At 46.3% G+C, this 15998-nt stretch carries 14 protein-coding genes; 8 read left to right on the top strand and 6 right to left on the bottom strand.

Annotated elements, in window-relative coordinates; translation table 11 throughout:
• Window positions 1-27: 27 nt before the first annotated feature.
• Both QUA03_RS26040 and QUA03_RS26045 read right to left on the bottom strand, forming a co-directional pair.
• Window positions 28-192, bottom strand: a complete 165-nt coding sequence (locus tag QUA03_RS26040; RefSeq protein ID WP_333216226.1) for a hypothetical protein — start codon at window positions 190-192, stop codon at window positions 28-30.
• 239 nt (window positions 193-431) lie between these two features.
• Window positions 432-3080, bottom strand: coding sequence for an AAA-like domain-containing protein (locus QUA03_RS26045; protein ID WP_333216228.1), 2649 nt, complete (start codon window positions 3078-3080; stop codon window positions 432-434).
• Between the two features lie 1056 nt (window positions 3081-4136).
• On the opposite strand from QUA03_RS26045, the gene QUA03_RS26050 reads away from it, so the two are divergent.
• Together QUA03_RS26050 and QUA03_RS26055 are read left to right on the top strand one after the other, a co-directional pair.
• A complete protein-coding gene (locus tag QUA03_RS26050; protein WP_333216230.1) occupies window positions 4137-4346 on the top strand; it encodes a hypothetical protein in 210 nt (69 codons plus the stop codon).
• 272 nt (window positions 4347-4618) lie between these two features.
• Window positions 4619-5191, top strand: coding sequence for a hypothetical protein (locus tag QUA03_RS26055; RefSeq protein ID WP_333175374.1), 573 nt, complete (start codon window positions 4619-4621; stop codon window positions 5189-5191).
• A gap of 40 nt (window positions 5192-5231) precedes the next feature.
• Here QUA03_RS26055 and QUA03_RS26060 read toward each other — a convergent pair whose 3' ends face one another.
• Window positions 5232-5429, bottom strand: coding sequence for a hypothetical protein (locus QUA03_RS26060; protein ID WP_333083152.1), 198 nt, complete (start codon window positions 5427-5429; stop codon window positions 5232-5234).
• Between QUA03_RS26060 and QUA03_RS26065 the strand changes: the two genes are divergently transcribed.
• Window positions 5428-6144, top strand: coding sequence for a GUN4 N-terminal ARM-like repeat domain-containing protein (locus QUA03_RS26065; protein WP_333216231.1), 717 nt, complete (start codon window positions 5428-5430; stop codon window positions 6142-6144). The two genes, QUA03_RS26060 and QUA03_RS26065, sit on opposite strands and share 2 nt — an antisense overlap.
• Before the next feature lie 368 nt (window positions 6145-6512).
• Here QUA03_RS26065 and QUA03_RS26070 read toward each other — a convergent pair whose 3' ends face one another.
• Together QUA03_RS26070 and QUA03_RS26075 are read right to left on the bottom strand one after the other, a co-directional pair.
• Window positions 6513-8411: an ATP-binding protein gene (locus QUA03_RS26070; protein ID WP_333216233.1), complete on the bottom strand. Its 1899-nt coding sequence runs from the start codon at window positions 8409-8411 to the stop codon at window positions 6513-6515.
• Between the two features lie 564 nt (window positions 8412-8975).
• Window positions 8976-9203, bottom strand: coding sequence for a type II toxin-antitoxin system CcdA family antitoxin (locus tag QUA03_RS26075; protein WP_015176471.1), 228 nt, complete (start codon window positions 9201-9203; stop codon window positions 8976-8978).
• 327 nt (window positions 9204-9530) lie between these two features.
• Here QUA03_RS26075 and lepA point away from each other — a divergent pair, with 327 nt between their 5' ends.
• From lepA to QUA03_RS26090, 3 genes are all read left to right on the top strand, one after another.
• Window positions 9531-11345 carry a translation elongation factor 4 gene (gene lepA / locus QUA03_RS26080; protein ID WP_333216235.1) on the top strand — a complete coding sequence of 605 codons (1815 nt, stop codon included), beginning with the start codon at window positions 9531-9533 and terminating at the stop codon, window positions 11343-11345.
• 219 nt (window positions 11346-11564) lie between these two features.
• Complete coding sequence (locus QUA03_RS26085; protein WP_333216237.1) at window positions 11565-11864, top strand: type II toxin-antitoxin system HigB family toxin; 300 nt, start codon at window positions 11565-11567, stop codon at window positions 11862-11864.
• Window positions 11848-12252 (top strand): transcriptional regulator, encoded by a 405-nt coding sequence (locus tag QUA03_RS26090; RefSeq protein WP_333216239.1) that lies wholly within the window; start codon window positions 11848-11850, stop codon window positions 12250-12252. Before QUA03_RS26085 ends, QUA03_RS26090 begins: the two co-directional genes overlap by 17 nt.
• 210 nt (window positions 12253-12462) lie before the next feature.
• Here QUA03_RS26090 and QUA03_RS26095 read toward each other — a convergent pair whose 3' ends face one another.
• The gene (locus QUA03_RS26095; RefSeq protein ID WP_333216241.1) at window positions 12463-12660 is read right to left on the bottom strand and encodes a DNA-binding protein; all 198 of its coding nucleotides are present in this window, start codon (window positions 12658-12660) and stop codon (window positions 12463-12465) included.
• A 419-nt stretch (window positions 12661-13079) separates the two neighbouring features.
• Between QUA03_RS26095 and QUA03_RS26100 the strand changes: the two genes are divergently transcribed.
• Window positions 13080-13376, top strand: coding sequence for a hypothetical protein (locus tag QUA03_RS26100; RefSeq protein ID WP_333216243.1), 297 nt, complete (start codon window positions 13080-13082; stop codon window positions 13374-13376).
• A 129-nt stretch (window positions 13377-13505) separates the two neighbouring features.
• Window positions 13506-15995 carry an ATP-binding protein gene (locus QUA03_RS26105; protein ID WP_333216245.1) on the top strand — a complete coding sequence of 830 codons (2490 nt, stop codon included), beginning with the start codon at window positions 13506-13508 and terminating at the stop codon, window positions 15993-15995.
• Window positions 15996-15998 lie beyond the last annotated feature (3 nt).

Here is a 15998-nt window from a genome sequence, read left to right on the forward strand (position 1 = left end):
TCTTGCACTTTACTATTGAGCGCGCGATCAAATAACCCAGGCCACGTAACACGCGGGCGATATATTCAGCAAGCCCTCTGTAGGTTCGGGAAGAAGAACGATGATTCGCACGCGGCCGGGAGTTTCTGCGGTTAAAGGTCGATCGAGCAATAATTGACCGAAAGCATTCAGGATACAAGCCCCCGGATTCATTCCGAAAACAGACTCAGTACCCAGAAATAAAAAACCTGTATCCGATGAAACTTGCCTCCCGAATTTATCCGTGGGGTCAATCCTTCAATTCTTTAATCTAAAATCTAAAATCTAAAATCTAAAATCGATTGACCTTTTTCGTCGATCGTTCCTGTGACTTCAAAGGCTTTCATTTGTTTCTCCTGGATTTTTTTAAATTAATACTATTATATAACCCTGTCCCAGCGATGTTGTTATTCTCAAGCCAAAATAAGCTGCTGTTTAACCAAAGACAAATCAGTCTTACCAAAATTCACAACCAAAGCCACATTGAAATTTTCCAACGATTTGACAAACCACATAATTTCATTAGAAGCTTTACCTTCATAGTGATTAAACAAAATAGAAAATCGGTTTTCCAACTCTGGTTTAACTTTGCCCGAAAGTAGAACGAGTTTGAGCAGTAAACCCATTGTCCTGCTGGCGCCGAGGTTGTACACCAAGTCGTAAAAAACGTAGTGGCTGAGATGTTGGGAATTTTCCACTACTAAGAAGTTGAACAACTGGTGGCAAGTCCGAACTAACAATAGATTATTAAATTTCACCGAGTCATTCTCTCGCAATGTATTTTTAATTTGCTTGTACAAACGGTCATTAAATTGACGCCCGCCGTATTCTGGTTCTACCGACGATATTAAATATTCATATAAATCCACTTTAAATGAGGCGTAAGATGGAGTTTTTCTGGAATCTCTCAGGAAAAATTGAGCCGCTTCTTTGTAGCTGCGATCGCCTGCTACTTTTCCAGCAAATTCCCTGACCGCTAAGTGCAGTTCTGCATCATTCAAAAGTGTGGGATTAGCCGCTCGCTGCACAATTCCTATTTCTGTATTTCTCGGCTCAACCATATAATTTAAATATTGAGACAAATGTGTTTCAAATTGTCGCTGTCTTTGAAATGCCAGTTTTTTTATGGTTTGTTGGTCTTCCTCAATGCTGCCCTTGCTCAGCAGAGAATACCCGTACAAATAAGGATACCGACAGATTAATTCGCCCAAAGGCGAATCTGTATCTTGTTGCTGCGGTTCCGCCTCTCTATCTAGGGCTTTTACTAAGCGCTCTAGGGTCTGAAATTCTTCACTTTTAGTAAAGAAAGCTATTTGTTCTTGCAAGCGCTTGACTATGTAAAATTCCGTCCCGAATCGGGGAGAAGTCTGCTTAAATAAAGCTACCAACTTGGCGATCGCGAACTGGTTGTGTGATTGCAATTGCCAGCGGTTGATCGGGATGTAGCAGCAGCGGTGGAGGATATATTTAAAGTGCTGATCCAATCGCTTGACGGAGACTATACTGTACAAAGTTGCTTCAATCTCTCGATCGGGATAGCCCATGCCGTCGATAAATAGCTTTCGGAACCGCTCGATCACCTGTGCGGGGGATTCTGTTTCCACGCAGGAGACGATGTGATCGTACAATCTCTGTTCGTTGCTGCCTGTTGGAACACTATCTGAGGGCGGGGTGAGGATGCGACTGTCTGCATCTGTGTCTACGCTGCTGTCTACAACTTGTGCGACAACCACTGTCGGTTTGTCCTCAAAAGTTCGATCGGGATTCAAGAACCAATAGTGTTCTTGGCTTAATTGTTTGTCCGCAGCCCAATCCAAAGCTGACTGCAAACTTTCCCCTGTCAATAACAGCGATTCATCTTCGCGGTCTGAACCCAGCCATGCTGCTAGCGCCAAGCGGTACGGAGCCAATTTTCCCAGCTCTTTTTCTACCCAAAATCGATTAAAAACTGACTGATAAATTAGGTTGGCAACTATTAATTTACCCTGAGATTTAACCACCAGTCCTGACAGTTGCAATTCGATTTTTTCGGGAGAGTATTCTGCTGGTATTCCCTGCGATTCCCCCGGTTTTGTTGCCTTGACTGGTTGCAAAGCTTGCTGGTACAGCGTTAACAGATGCGTGAGGTCGCAGTGGCTATGGAAAATGCGATCGCGTATTGCTGTCAAATGTTGGGGTTCGTCTTCTTCTTCCCAATTTTTAATAATTCTGTGTTTGACCAGTTTTTCAACTTGCTTAGCTTCGGAATTTCTGCCAATAAAAGGCCCGTATTCAAGTACCAAGTGGCAAAGTTTTTGAGTTAGAAACGGTTGACCGCCCGTCCAAGCTAATATTTCTTGGAGCACTTTTTGGGGGCGAAAAGCTTTCAGTGCTAATCCTTTTGCTAGCGGCAAACTTTCGTGCAGTTGGAATCGACTTAAATGAATCTGCCGTCCAATATTAAATGGGTTACATCTGGGATCTCGGATCAATTCTGAGGGGGCTGCTACTCCCATAACAGCAAAAGTCAGGCGATCGTATTCCGGTTGCTCTGCCCGCTTGGAGTAACAAGCCCGGATCAAAGCAAAAAAATCGCTGGTACTGAAATTTAGGCTGCTGATGCTGTCAATGTCATCGATGAAAATTACCAGATTTTGCTGAAGTGACTTGAGCAAAACTTTTTCGATAAATATCTCCAATCGCTGCACCGGCGATAGCAGTTCGCGATCGTTCCACCACTTGATGGCATCAAACCTGTTTGTGATGTGTAAACTGCTGGCCATGCGGTACATGATGCCGCCATACCACTTTTGGGGGGAGATATCTGGGCTGCTGATGCTTCTCAAGTTGATGGCGGCAAAAACTGTACCTTCGGCTTGCAACCTTTTGGCCGTTTGCACTAGCAGGCTGGACTTTCCCATTTGTGGCGAACTCAACACGTAGCAGAAGTCTCCGGCTTTGAGTCCTTCGTAGAGCTCGCTGTCTGCCGATCGCCTGACATAGGTGGGCGCAGCGGCAGGCAAATATCCTCCGACTTGATATTGGTACGTTGAGTTGACTTCTGCTGTAATCTGGGAATTCATCAAGATTTTACACCCCTATGCTGTGCGATCGAAAGGTTACAAATTGCAATTATGGCCCGCTTATAGCATTTTATATTTTAGATTTTAGATTGGGGAATGACTTATTCAATCAGGGTTTGGAGTTTGTCTGTTGCATTTGCATGGTTTTTTTTGAATCTGCCTTACTATGGTGGAAAATTTTTCTTCCTCTTTCTCTATTGTCTACTAGCTCAGCTTTCTTCTCGTCAATCTTTACCGTATCTTTGCAAGCGTTCACCCCAAATCTTACGATCTGCCCAATCGTAGCGCGCCACTTGATTTTTTACACTCGTTCACATAATTGATAAATTTTCAGTCGATCGGATTGAGAACGCTCAAACGCCGTTTTTTTCACATTTTTTTACAATAATACTTTAAAATTCACCCGGTGGTATGATGTGGGCAGGGAAACTCCTAACCACAGCGCCGTCAACCTTCTGCCTTTAGCTCCCCCTGCCGGATGCCGCAGAAAAACGCGATCGCAATGGCTGCCAATAAAAAACCCCAGCGTTTTGCTGAGGACTGCTTGAGTGGGAGATATCGTTAATCTGCGTTTTTTTAGTTGACTTAGATTGCATGGAATTCCATGCTGCTGACTTTCCCCGGGCTTTCGCGCTGGGGGATTCCTAAGAACAAACTTTTCAGGATGCATCCACAAAAAGTTTAATTCTTAAAGGCTTTGTCAGTACCAGGCTAACCACTCGCTCAACTATAAAAGTTAAGTCGGTGGCTAATTGTAGAAGATGCGCCCTGATGGCTTAACTACCCGATGGATTAGCACCCTGATGGCATAACTCCCTGATGGATCGACGCCCTGATGGCTTTCGCTCCACTACCCAAAAAATTCGGGTTGATGGATGATCGTGGACATTAGTAACACGTCACTTCCGGCGGTTCCGATCACAAGCGGGTGTGCCTGTCTGAATTGATTATGGCAGGCAGATTTATCAGAAGACAAGTGGGCTATTGCATCAACCCATTTCTGACAGATCGGGTTAGCCAAAAAGTGTCAATCTACGGAAATCAGGGTCATCGAACATGAAAAACAGCATCTTAGTATTAGGGGTAATTGCCTCGGCTGGCTTCGGCTTTCTCCAGGCAGGCAGCACCAGCGCTTTAGCGATCGCCCCACAACATTCATCAGCCAGCAGTTTGACGGCTTGGGAGAGTCGTCCCGACTTTAACTACACTGGAACGAATGAGGATGGGGAGCAAGAAGAGGTAAAAACGCGTAAAGGCAGGAAATAATTGGCGCTATTGTGTGGTTCGCTCTGATGCGGTTGTGGTTGTAGTTGTGGTGCTTGTTGTCCGAACCGCCTCTGATCGAGGCGGTTAAAACTCGATCCCAAGATCAGTCTACCTAATCCCAGGGGTGGGGATCAGTTTCAGAGAACGGTGGATGGGAAAATAAATAGGTAAGGCGAGTCTGTCGGTGGAGTTTCCCCGCCTATCAACTTCCTTACCTTCTGATGTTCGGGATTTGGATCTGGCACAATCGTATTTCATCTCGTAAAAACCCAATGGAAAATACTCTCGAAACTACCCGCAGACAGCGCGTATTGACAAGAACCCAGGAACGGCGTCAGGCAACACCCAAAGAAAAACAGTTAATTCATCTGCTAGCCAATATGGCTTGCAGTTTGATTAAATACGACTACAAACACGCAGCGGGCAAGGGCACCCTCCCGCCTTCGGAAAGCAAGCGTTTAGCGGAATGGCACTACCTGCGAGTTCAGCAAATTCGCCGGATCGAACGCTCATTGGAGCCTGTAGCGACCCTTAAGCGCGTGTACTACAAGAGCATCCTCAGTCCGAGAGATCTGAAGTCTTTGAAACTTCTGTGGCTGGAGGAGGACAAAAACCGTGTCAAACGGGTCGATCCTGAGTTGGACGACATCCTTAGCGAAGCTTTGGATCGGGGAGATACTTTAAAACAGCTATTTCACTCGATCGAAGTCAAAGAACGCACCTTTTCTGAAACTCCTCGCCCCGGCGCCGTCCCGCTGTGGGTCAAAGAGTGGGAAGACTCGGAATATGACATAAACTTTTTTCCGCCTTCGTTCTCTGCATGGGTTTCAATCGTGGACGACTAGGTTCGAGAAAAACTCTTTGACATGGCATCGATTGTAAATTTCAGATGGTAGACTTATTTGCTATTGCTGCCATTGGCGAAAAGTGTACGGGCGATCGATCGGCTAAACTAGGCAGCGTGGCGCGCAGGCATCCGAGTACAGAGAAGTGAATCCGAGTCAGTACCATTGTACAATGGGGGAAAACCAGGGCTTCAGCTAATAGCTGATAGCTGATAGCTGATAGCTGATAGTTTCTCATGACTGACTCGATTTCTACTTCTCCTCTAGACTCGGCGGCCGATACAGCCGAACTCCGCTCTCAGTTGAGGTCTGGTTCGGAAAAAGCTCAACTGCAACTGCTGCAACAACAAATAGCAGATTCCGGTTGGGATGTATTGATGGAATTTTTATTAGAGCGCAAGTCAGAGGCACCGACTGCGGTAATGGGTAAGGCTTACCAAATTCTTTACAGTGCTAATTCTCCGAGAGCGACGGAGTTTTTGCAAGCGAATTTTCCGACTGGGGTTGTGCCGCTGCGATCGGACTCTAACATTGATTACACTCCGCTGCAACAATTATTGGCGTTACAGGAATTTCAAGAAGCCGATCGCTTGACTTTAGACAAGCTTTGTGAATTAGCGGGTGATACAGCTTCCGTGAGAAAGTGGCTGTATTTTACGCAAGTTGAGAGTTTGCCGGTGGCGGATTTGCAAACAATTAATACGCTGTGGAAAGTTCATTCTGAAGGCAAATTTGGCTTTTCAGTGCAGCGGGAAATTTGGATCGGTTCGGGGAAGAATTGGGATAAGTTGTGGCCGCTAATTGGCTGGAAGAAAGGGAATAATTGGACGCGGTATCCGCAAGAGTTTATTTGGGATTTGAGCGCGCCGAGGGGTCATTTGCCGCTGTCGAATCAGTTGCGGGGAGTGCAGCCTTTTGCAGCTTTGATGGCTCATCCTGCCTGGTTGAAGTGAATGGTTTTGGGGCTTTTGGAGAATGCGGGCCGGGTGGATGTTCGGCCCGACATTTGTTGGTGAGGGGGTGTGGGATGTGACGGTAACAACCGCGTCAAAACATAGATAGGGCTTGCTGAATAAGTTAGAGGATGTTTTAAAAGTGGGGGGCTATTGTAAGAAAGCTCACAAAGCTTAAGCTGAGATTTGTAGATAACAGCACTTTGTGAGCAAATGACGTGCAGCATATCCTAACAACTTGACGTGGGAACAGTGGGAACTAATAGCAGACCTGTTTCCAGAAGCTTGCGCCCGGTGTCCTTGCACAGTATCGATTTATGCCGTGATAAATGCAATCCTCTATGTAGGGCTTGCTGAATAAGGAATGATTAATTTTTAAATAGTGGTTCTTGATAAAGCGGCACAGTAAAAGTAACAGTAGCTCCGAGTCCTTCCCCCATACTGTAAAAGTTTACTGTACCCCCCATTGCTTCTACCAGTTTTTGAGAAATAGCCAACCCCAAACCGGTGCCTCCGTATTGTCTGGTACGATCGCCATCCACCTGAAAAAACGACTCAAATAATTTATCCTGCTTGTCGAGAGAAACGCCAATGCCAGTATCAGCGACTCGGATTTTCACCATTCCGGGGAACTGCTGGTTGTGAACAGTCACCTTTTTCTTAATAACCTCGGCACTGATGCGAATTCCCCCTTCTCCGGTAAATTTAATCGCATTGCCCGTGAGGTTCAAGATTACCTGAAGCAGGCGTTGGTAGTTGCCGTACACAATAATCTCGTCCTCCACAGGGGGTTTTTGGATTTGAAATTGCAATCGCTTTTGCTCGACTTGAACCCGTGTAAAATTCTCAACTTGTTGCAACAGTTCACCGAGTTTGACGGGAGCGAGGTCTAACTCCATTTTGCCAGCTTCGATTTTAGCGACATCCAAAATATCGTTAATCACATTGAACAAATGTACTGCTGAGCGGTAAGCTTCTTCGATAAATTGGTGCGCTTCTTCCGGGTCATCTGCCATGCCATCCATAAGCAGTTTTAGGAAGCCAAGGATGCCGTTGAGGGGGGTGCGGAGTTCGTGAGAAGTATTAGCAAGAAATTGACTTTTAAGTTGGGAAAGAGCTACGGCTTCGGCGCGGGCCTGTTCTAATTCTTGGTAAAGTGTAGCGTGGGCGATCGCACTGCCGACTTGAGCGACTAACTCGCGGGCGAATTCGAGTTCGACGGGACTCCATTTCGGGGAACTGCCGCACCGGTGCAAACATATAAGTGCATTGGGTTGGTCTTCATAGGAGGTAGCTGCTACGAGCACGGAATGGCGGTGGAAGGGATCGGCGGCAGGGGAGGCGTAATCGACTGCTACTGGTTTTAAGGTGGCTAAAGTTTGAATCCATCCGGGCTGTTCGGCTGCGCGCAATTCTAATCCCAGCATAGAAGAGTAAGCTTCTTGGCGGTATTCAGCTACTACTTTAAAAGTTTTCGATTGGAGATTTTCGATTTGTGCTGGAGAAAGCGAGGGCGAGGAATCGCTAGCTATTGACTGTTGTAATTCGGCTGCTGCGGCGGTCGATTTTTGCTGATTTTCTGAGGCAAGGAAGGGGGAGGTTTCGAGATTTTCGCTGTCTTTTTTGTAGGAACAGATGATGCAGCGACTCGCGTTTAAAACTTGACCCAAGCTGTTAACAGTTTGCTGCCAAATGGTGGCTAAATCGAGGGTTTTGTGCAGGTTTTGAGCTATTTGGGAGATGACTTTACGATCGATTTCCGAGTACGGAGGGAGCGATCGACCGGGGATACGGCTCGCTGGAAGCGACATTTGTTGGCGGGCGTCCAAGGGGGATGGCAAAGCTCGATAGAGCATGAATTCTGGGGAGTCGGGCCGTCTGTCTGTGGGTTTGTCAGACAGCAGCCTTCCCATAACTAAGACTTTTGTAGCTTTGCCGTTTGAGTCGAGCGCCGGAGTGAGTGTCAAATCGAAGAGAAAATATTGTCCGGCGTGGCAAAAGGGATAGCTGAACCGTTGCGGTACGAGGGTTTCGAGCGTCCGCCGCAGGATATCGAGATAAGGCGCTGGGGCGATGGGTTGCAGGGTTTCGCTGAGGGGGCGATCGACAAGTTGTTCTGCTGTGAGGTTGTACTGCTCGGCTTTTTGCCAGTAAAAAGATAGATATCGACCAGAGGCGTCTTGGGTAAATACTAATTCTGCTCCTAACTCTTGAAAAAAAACTGTAGAGGCGAGGCTCGATCGCCGGAAATCTGTGTTAGAGTCCATCAGAGTAGGGGATGAAAGTAGTTCTGCTTTTGGATTCTTGAGTTTTTAATAAAGAACTCAAGAGTCCCCATTGTTTTTGGCTTCTACTGTTAATTTGTGAGTTATTAATCACTTAAAAAGTTGTTGGCTTCTTAATTAAAACATTAATTGATCAAAACTCACAATTTGCAATAATTTTAGGCTTCTACTATTGACTTTTGAGTGATTAATGAGTTCATAAAATATTAATTCGTTAATTCTGAACTCAACTCAAAACTCAAAACTATTCGTTTTCAGCCGTTTTGGGTAATTTAAAGATAAAAATTAAGATTGAGAAATTAGGAATCTGCACCGATTAACTATCAAGTGTGAAAATTACGCCAAAATATGAGGCTGCCAACAACTCTAGTCCGGGAATGGCTCACGCATTTTTTCACTCACCTGGAATAGTTCCGAGGTTGTGATTTAGCCGAGTTCACTCGCCCACCACCTGTAGCTTTAGCCACGAAATCTGCAGGAGATCGCCCGCGCGCTCTAAATTTCACAGCCTGCAGATTTGCGCGCGCCGTCTGGGGCGAGAGTACCTCAGTCGTTCCATTCACCACGCGGCGGGACTGGGGGGTTGCGGCGTAAACTCAGAGCCAGCTCGTCTTCGCGGCGCTCGCCTCTGAGCCACTGCTTGATTGCTGTTTCAATGACTTTGCTGGGGTCATTCGTCAAGTGCTTAATTTGGTCTAGCAGTTCAGAATCTATATGGATAGATAGTTCCACTTTTTCTGACGAACTGTGGGAGGGTATACTTGACTGGCTCATAGTTAAAAAATCCTAGTTTTAATTCTTAGGTTTCAATTCTTTTGATGACAAGCGACTGGACTAGATATTTGCAGTCCCTGATTTGCACCCCACCTTTCCTCAACCGCTTAACAGCTTTCTGTACAATGAGACAGAGAAAAGTTTTTTCCTTTTAGGTATCCGGGCTCGGTCGGACACTTGATGGGTAATAACTGATACTCTTGAGGTTTGCCTCAGTTGTGGTTTCATCTCAATCCCCAGTAAGAGGTTGAAGTAAGCACTCTACTCTTGCTTGTGTAATCATACAACAAAAAGTATCCTTTGCCGATTAGCTCTTCGATAAAAAACATGACTAACGTCCCTGTATCTCGCATTCGTAATTTTTCGATTATTGCTCACATCGACCACGGAAAATCGACCTTGGCCGATCGCCTGTTGCAGGCGACTGGGACTGTGCAGGCACGGGAGATGAAGGAGCAGTTTTTAGACAATATGGATCTCGAACGCGAACGCGGCATTACGATCAAGCTGCAAGCGGCTCGGATGAATTATACTGCCAAGGACGGTCAGGAGTACGTGCTGAATCTGATCGACACTCCCGGACACGTGGACTTTTCTTACGAGGTGTCGCGATCGCTCGCTGCTTGCGAAGGGGCGCTGCTGGTGGTAGACGCATCTCAAGGCGTGGAAGCACAAACCCTGGCAAATGTCTACCTTGCCTTGGGAAACAATCTGGAAATTATTCCTGTTTTAAATAAAATTGACCTGCCGGGGGCAGAACCGGAACGGGTAAAAGGGGAAATTGAAGAAATTATCGGTCTGGACTGTAGCGGGGCAATTGAGGCTTCGGCTAAGGAAGGAATTGGTATAGATGAGATTTTGGAGGCGATCGTCGAATTGGTGCCGCCGCCGCAGGATACTGTGGACAAACCGCTGCGGGCGCTAATTTTTGATAGTTATTACGACCCTTATCGCGGGGTAATTGTGTATTTCCGCGTGATGGACGGAAGTGTCAAAAAGGGCGATCGAGTTTTGTTGATGGTTTCGGGTAAGGAATATGTCATCGATGAATTGGGCATCCTTTCACCGACTCAAGTTCAAGTAGACGAACTGCACGCGGGGGAAGTGGGTTATCTGGGCGCGGCAATTAAAGCAGTAGCGGATGCTCGCGTCGGCGATACAATTACTTTGGTCAAAAAGCCTGCACCGGAGCCTTGGCCGGGTTATACAGAGGCAAAGCCGATGGTTTTTTGCGGCTTGTTCCCGATCGATGCTGACCAATTTCCAGATTTGCGGGAAGCTTTAGAAAAACTCGAACTCAACGATGCGGCGCTTTCTTACGAACCGGAAACTTCGAGTGCGATGGGATTTGGTTTCCGCTGCGGTTTCTTGGGTTTGCTGCACATGGAAATTGTGCAAGAAAGACTGGAGAGAGAATACAATTTGGATTTGATTGTTACGGCTCCTTCTGTCGTTTATCAAATCACAACAATTAAAGGAGAAGTGTTAACAATTGACAATCCCAGCCACTTGCCCGATCCTCAGTATCGCGAGAAAATTGAGGAACCTTATGTGCGGGTAGAAATGCTGTCGCCGGAAACTTATGTCGGCGCGCTGATGGAACTGTCTCAAAGTCGGCGGGGCATTTTTATGGATATGAAGTATCTGAGTCAAGGCCGAACTACGCTGGTTTACGAGTTGCCTTTGGCGGAGGTGGTAACGGACTTTTTCGATCAGATGAAATCGCGATCGCGCGGTTATGCGAGCATGGAGTATCACATAATTGGCTACCGCGAAAATCCGTTAGTGAAAATGGACATTTTAATTAATGGCGATCCGGTTGATGCTTTGGCGATGATCGTACACCGGGATAAGGCTTATAATGTGGGCCGCGGATTGACGGAAAAACTCAAGGAGTTGATTCCTCGCCACCAATTTAAGGTGCCGATTCAAGCGACAATTGGCGCTAAGGTGATTGCTTCGGAGCACATTCCGGCTTTGCGGAAGGATGTGTTGGCGAAGTGTTACGGCGGTGATATTTCGCGGAAGAAGAAGTTGCTGCAAAAGCAGGCGAAGGGTAAGAAGCGGATGAAGTCTGTTGGTACTGTGGATGTGCCGCAGGAGGCTTTTATGGCTGTGCTGAAGCTCGATCGAGATTCGTAATCTGTGTGGCTTTTTGTCAGGAACAGGCAAGATGCCTGTTCCACAAAGAGTCTGTTTTTTTGTCGGTTCTAGGAACAGGCTTTCCGGTCTGTTCCACAAATGGGGTTCTAGGAACAGGCTTTCCGACCTATTCTACCTTTTGCAGATTAAGGGCGCTCGCTCTTGACCAAAGAAATTGGTTGAGCTAAACTAAAACTTAGTTTAAATTGCGTATAGTAGATGCACATAATCAGCTACAAACGGGTGCGTGAATACAGCGAAACTCATGCTGATTGCGGGGAAGCTTTGGATAACTGGTTTAAAATTGCTAGCAAGGCTAAATGGTCTAACTTAATTGAGGTACAATCTGTTTTTCCTAAAGCCGAAGCAGTTGGGGGGTTTACAGTTTTTAATATCAAAGGTAATAATTATCGATTAATCGTTAGTATTGATTATGAAAGCCTATTAATTTATATCAAATATATTCTCACCCATGCTGAGTATGATAAGGAAAAATGGAAAAATGACCCTTACTTTTAATTCCGATAAATACAAAGAGTTATTGTCTCTGTATCAGCCTAAAATAATTAGAAATGAAGCGGATAATGAGAAGGCTCTGGCTATGGTGGAAGAGTTAATGCACCGGGGCGGTCGCACTCCAGAAGAAGATGAGTTATATGAATTGCTGATTGCATTGATTGAAAAGTTTGAGCAAGAATTCTATGCACCAGGAACCACAGCAACGCCTCGTTCAATATTCCTGTTTTTGATGGAACAAAGAGAGTTACAAGCTGCGGATTTGGTGGGAGTTATGGGTTCTGAAGAAAAAGTGTATGAAGTGGTTAATGGGGAGCGAGATATTGGTGAAGAGCTGGCGTTGATTTTGGGTACTTTTTTTCATGTAGAGCCGAGTTTGTTTTGTAATTAAGGGAAGTAAGATTAAGGGTGATTCCCTACGGGATCGCTACGCTCGCGCGCACTTTGAGAGATTAAGGGCGATCGTACTGTGGCATAATACAGTTTAGTTTTCAGAACCCGAATTTCTCAAATAGAATTAGGAACAATATGACAGCGCAGCCAGACTGCTCAAGAATGCGCCGATAAAGTTCTAAGACTTCTGTTAAAGTTAGATACCGCATTAAGCGAGCTTTTGGTAAAGTTCAGCATTCTTTTTGAGGACGTATTCCATAGCATTTTGGAACGATGTTTCTGGTGGTGCGAGCAAGTTTTCAGCACCCCCAAGCAGTAATGCTTCTAGGGAAATGCCGAGGCGGTTGGCGGTTTCTTGAAGCTTGTGCAGGCGATCGTCTGGAATTGTGATGGTAATGGTTTGCATTCTATTTGTGGCTGTGACGATACTCTGAGTGTAGCACGTCAACTGTCTGAGCAGGAGTTAGGGTTTTTAAAAGAGCGATCGCACTTTTGGAGATGAAGGGCGATCGCCTTTTTGCAAATCAACTATCAGAGATTACTCATTATCATCATCATCATTATCTTGAACTACCTTACTACTTAAAAGTCCGAAAATCGCACCCACACCCATATTCCAAGTGCTATTGCAAGTCTCAAAAATGCGAGCTTGTTGGGGAGATGGCTGATCTTCCGTACTAATCCAGAAAGAGACTCCTCCAGAAAGTAAGGTAAAAAAGATAACAGTGGCGAAAACGTACTGGAAAGGAGAGGGAGATTGAGGAGGGATTTACTAACCAAGTACGCGGCCAATTGCGGGGTTTGGCGGAGGGAAATAACGCACCTTTGCGTCTAGTTGTCGCCGCCTGCACCTCTCTCGATACCCTGTTTCCTGACAGTCAAGACAAAAATATGACATCTCCTTTTAAAGGGATTTGTATTGAGGAAAATCTGAAGCAATGGGATGAAGAAATCAGCCGCGAATTTATTGTTAGTCGCCTCCAGGCTTCCTGGTTAACACCTGTTGCCCAGCCCGTGAATTTTACTGAGGAAGAAATTGCGGAGTTAATTGCTGAAAGTGGCGGCTATCCTCAGAAATTGATGCAGTTGTGCTATCACACTTATGCTGGTTATATCAACTAGGACTTACACATGGGGGCCCAGAAACCGGGTTTTTTAAGAAAATATTTCATTAGAGAATCGCAGATTAGGTAAAAAACCCGGTTTCTCACCACCCGTGCGTAAGTCCTGTTTATTCCTCCCCACCTATTTATGAGTCAAAACGATCGCCCTGTTCCTCGGTTAGATTTAGCTCCCAAACTGAAGCGCCCTCTTTCTTTGTGGAATCCTTTAGATTACCTGCGATTATTATATTGGGTGTTTTACTTTCCTCAAGCTTTGCGGTGGTATGAGTCTACCTTTGGTGGTGAATCTAATTTAGAAGATGCCAAAACATGGCGAGAGAAATGGGATTGGTTGCGTCAAAATCCTGTCAAGCGTCTGTTGATTCTACAAGCCTTTGTGTTAATCATTGTGATCCCCGTAGGCTTAAGTCGATTTTTGGAGGAAATAGGCTTTTCTATCCATTGGTCGAGCGTGGCGTTTGGCGTGTTGTTGGGCGTGTTGTTGGGCGTGGGGTTCGGCGTGGTGTTCGGCGTGGTGTCGGGCGTGGCGTCGGGCGTGGCGTTTGGCGGGTTGTTGGGCGTGGCGTCGGGCGTGGCGTTCGGCGTGGCGTCGGGCGTGGCGTTTGGCGTGGCGTCGGGCGTGGCGTCGGGCGTGGCGTTCGGCGTGGCGTCGGGCGTGGCGTTCGGCGTGGCGTCGGGCGTGGCGTTCGGCGTGGCGTTGAACGTGGCGCGGGGCGTGGCGTTCGGCGTGGGGTTCGGCGTGGTGTCGGGCGTGGCGTCGGGCGTGGCGTCGGGCGTGGCGTTTGGCGTGTTGTTGGGCGTGGCGTGGGGCGTGGCGTTCGGCGTGGCGTTTGGCGTGGCGTTCGGCGTGGCGATCGCACGTCCTGAAAATTGGCTTTTCGCTTTACCGTTTACCCTACTTCAGCGTCAACAGCAAAATAGACAATTTCCCCACACTACACCACTTCCCCTTCCCTACCTATCTTCTCAAATAGCTAATTGGCTGAGGCGGGATTGGGAAACAGGATTGCACAACATTAACCAACTACTACTATTTACCCTTCAGTTTATCCCTGTTGTTAAAGCTGTAAATCGTGTACTGGCAGAGACACCAAAAGACCAACTCATATATCGCGTCGCTCAATTATCAGAAGATCCTTATGATTGGAAGTTGGTGCGTTTTGCCTCAGCTTCTCTAAGTCAAGTAATGAAGTCAGAAGCAGTAAAAGGTTTTGTAATCATCGCACCTTGGCGACAACAAATTCAAGCTCGTTTTCAAACAGAAATTCGTTTAAATACTCCTGCCCGTGCTTCTGCCGCTGGTTTCTGGTATCTCCACGAGCAAAAACCAGACAAAGCCACAGAAGCTTTCGCTGTAGTGCGAGATCTGCTTTATGGAGACGAGATGTTTACCTTAGCGCAGATTCTCACAGATTTTCACCAAACAGCAGAACTAGCCGAGATTGCTTCCCTGAAGCTGCCTGCTTCCCCAAATCCACCTCTGCTGCGTGAGACTTCTTGGGAAGCAATTGCCTCTCTACGGCGGGTAATTGCCGATGTTCAACTCGTCCAGAATAGCCTATCTCGTTCTGCCCGTTCCCTTGCCCTCAACCGAGCATTAGGTGAGCTTGAAACTCTCCTCGATAGTCCAGATATTATACCACAATGTGAAGGAAATTTAATTATTCAAACTGCCCAAAAATGGCAAGAAATATTACTGCAAGTGACCGGGAAAATCGGAGATATTTCGATTACTCAACCTGTCCGTATTCCCTATGTAATTGGCGATCCAGTCCAAGGCAAGCTATTTGTCGGCCGCGAAGACATCATCAGACAGCTAGAGGAGTTGTGGGTAAAAGGGTATCAACTTCAATCTGTGGCTCTCTACGGTCATCGGCGGATGGGAAAAACTTCGATTTTGTTGAATGCTAGCAACTGCTTAGGCTCAAAAGTACAGGTGGCTTATGTGAATTTGCAGCGGGTAGGAGAGTGCCCTCAAGGAGCCGGCGAATTGCTAATATTCATCACCGATGCCATTGCCAAAATAGTCAAGATTGCACGTCCTGCCGATCGCGAATTACTCGATTTACCCTATCTCACTTTTGGACGCTACATCGAACAAGTAATAGCAAATGTAGAAAGTGGATTAATCATTGCTTTAGACGAGTTTGAAAAAATTGAAGAATTGATAGACGCTGGGAAGATCAATCAAGATTTTATCGGTTTTTTGCGAGGGATGGTGCAAATGAGTTCTAAAGTAGCCTTTGCTTTTGCGGGATTGCACACCTTGGATGAAATGACCCAGGATTATTTCAATCCTTTTTTTGCTAGCATTATCCCCATCCGAGTAGGTTTCCTGAGTCTAGGTGCAACTCGCCAAGTTTTAGCCAATCCCGATGATGATTTTCTCCTCGACTACAAACCTGAAGCCCTCGATCGCATTTATGAACAAACTCATGGCCAACCCTACCTCACACAATTGGTAGGATTTCTGTTAGTCCGCCTCTACAACGACCAAGTATTTGAAATCGGACGCCCCCGCGATCCAATGTTTACACTAGAAGACGTAGGTGCGATTCGTTTAGTCGAAAGGAGTAATAATACTCAGGGATGGCTAGTATGGCTTCCAAAGTCATAACAA

The sequence above is a fragment of the Microcoleus sp. S36b_A4 genome, assembly GCF_036700645.1.
Taxonomy (GTDB): Bacteria; Cyanobacteriota; Cyanobacteriia; order Cyanobacteriales; family Microcoleaceae; genus Microcoleus.

What these genes read in the sequence shown, in the direction of transcription:
- QUA03_RS26040 (WP_333216226.1), bottom strand. Translation starts at nt 192, where the DNA reads ATGAATCCGGGGGCTTGTATCCTGAATGCTTTCGGTCAATTATTGCTC.
- QUA03_RS26045 (WP_333216228.1), bottom strand. Translation starts at nt 3,080, where the DNA reads ATGAATTCCCAGATTACAGCAGAAGTCAACTCAACGTACCAATATCAA.
- QUA03_RS26050 (WP_333216230.1), top strand. Translation starts at nt 4,137, where the DNA reads ATGAAAAACAGCATCTTAGTATTAGGGGTAATTGCCTCGGCTGGCTTC.
- QUA03_RS26055 (WP_333175374.1), top strand. Translation starts at nt 4,619, where the DNA reads ATGGAAAATACTCTCGAAACTACCCGCAGACAGCGCGTATTGACAAGA.
- QUA03_RS26065 (WP_333216231.1), top strand. Translation starts at nt 5,428, where the DNA reads ATGACTGACTCGATTTCTACTTCTCCTCTAGACTCGGCGGCCGATACA.
- QUA03_RS26060 (WP_333083152.1), bottom strand. Translation starts at nt 5,429, where the DNA reads ATGAGAAACTATCAGCTATCAGCTATCAGCTATCAGCTATTAGCTGAA.
- QUA03_RS26070 (WP_333216233.1), bottom strand. Translation starts at nt 8,411, where the DNA reads ATGGACTCTAACACAGATTTCCGGCGATCGAGCCTCGCCTCTACAGTT.
- QUA03_RS26075 (WP_015176471.1), bottom strand. Translation starts at nt 9,203, where the DNA reads ATGAGCCAGTCAAGTATACCCTCCCACAGTTCGTCAGAAAAAGTGGAA.
- lepA (WP_333216235.1), top strand. Translation starts at nt 9,531, where the DNA reads ATGACTAACGTCCCTGTATCTCGCATTCGTAATTTTTCGATTATTGCT.
- QUA03_RS26085 (WP_333216237.1), top strand. Translation starts at nt 11,565, where the DNA reads ATGCACATAATCAGCTACAAACGGGTGCGTGAATACAGCGAAACTCAT.
- QUA03_RS26090 (WP_333216239.1), top strand. Translation starts at nt 11,848, where the DNA reads ATGACCCTTACTTTTAATTCCGATAAATACAAAGAGTTATTGTCTCTG.
- QUA03_RS26095 (WP_333216241.1), bottom strand. Translation starts at nt 12,660, where the DNA reads ATGCAAACCATTACCATCACAATTCCAGACGATCGCCTGCACAAGCTT.
- QUA03_RS26105 (WP_333216245.1), top strand. Translation starts at nt 13,506, where the DNA reads ATGAGTCAAAACGATCGCCCTGTTCCTCGGTTAGATTTAGCTCCCAAA.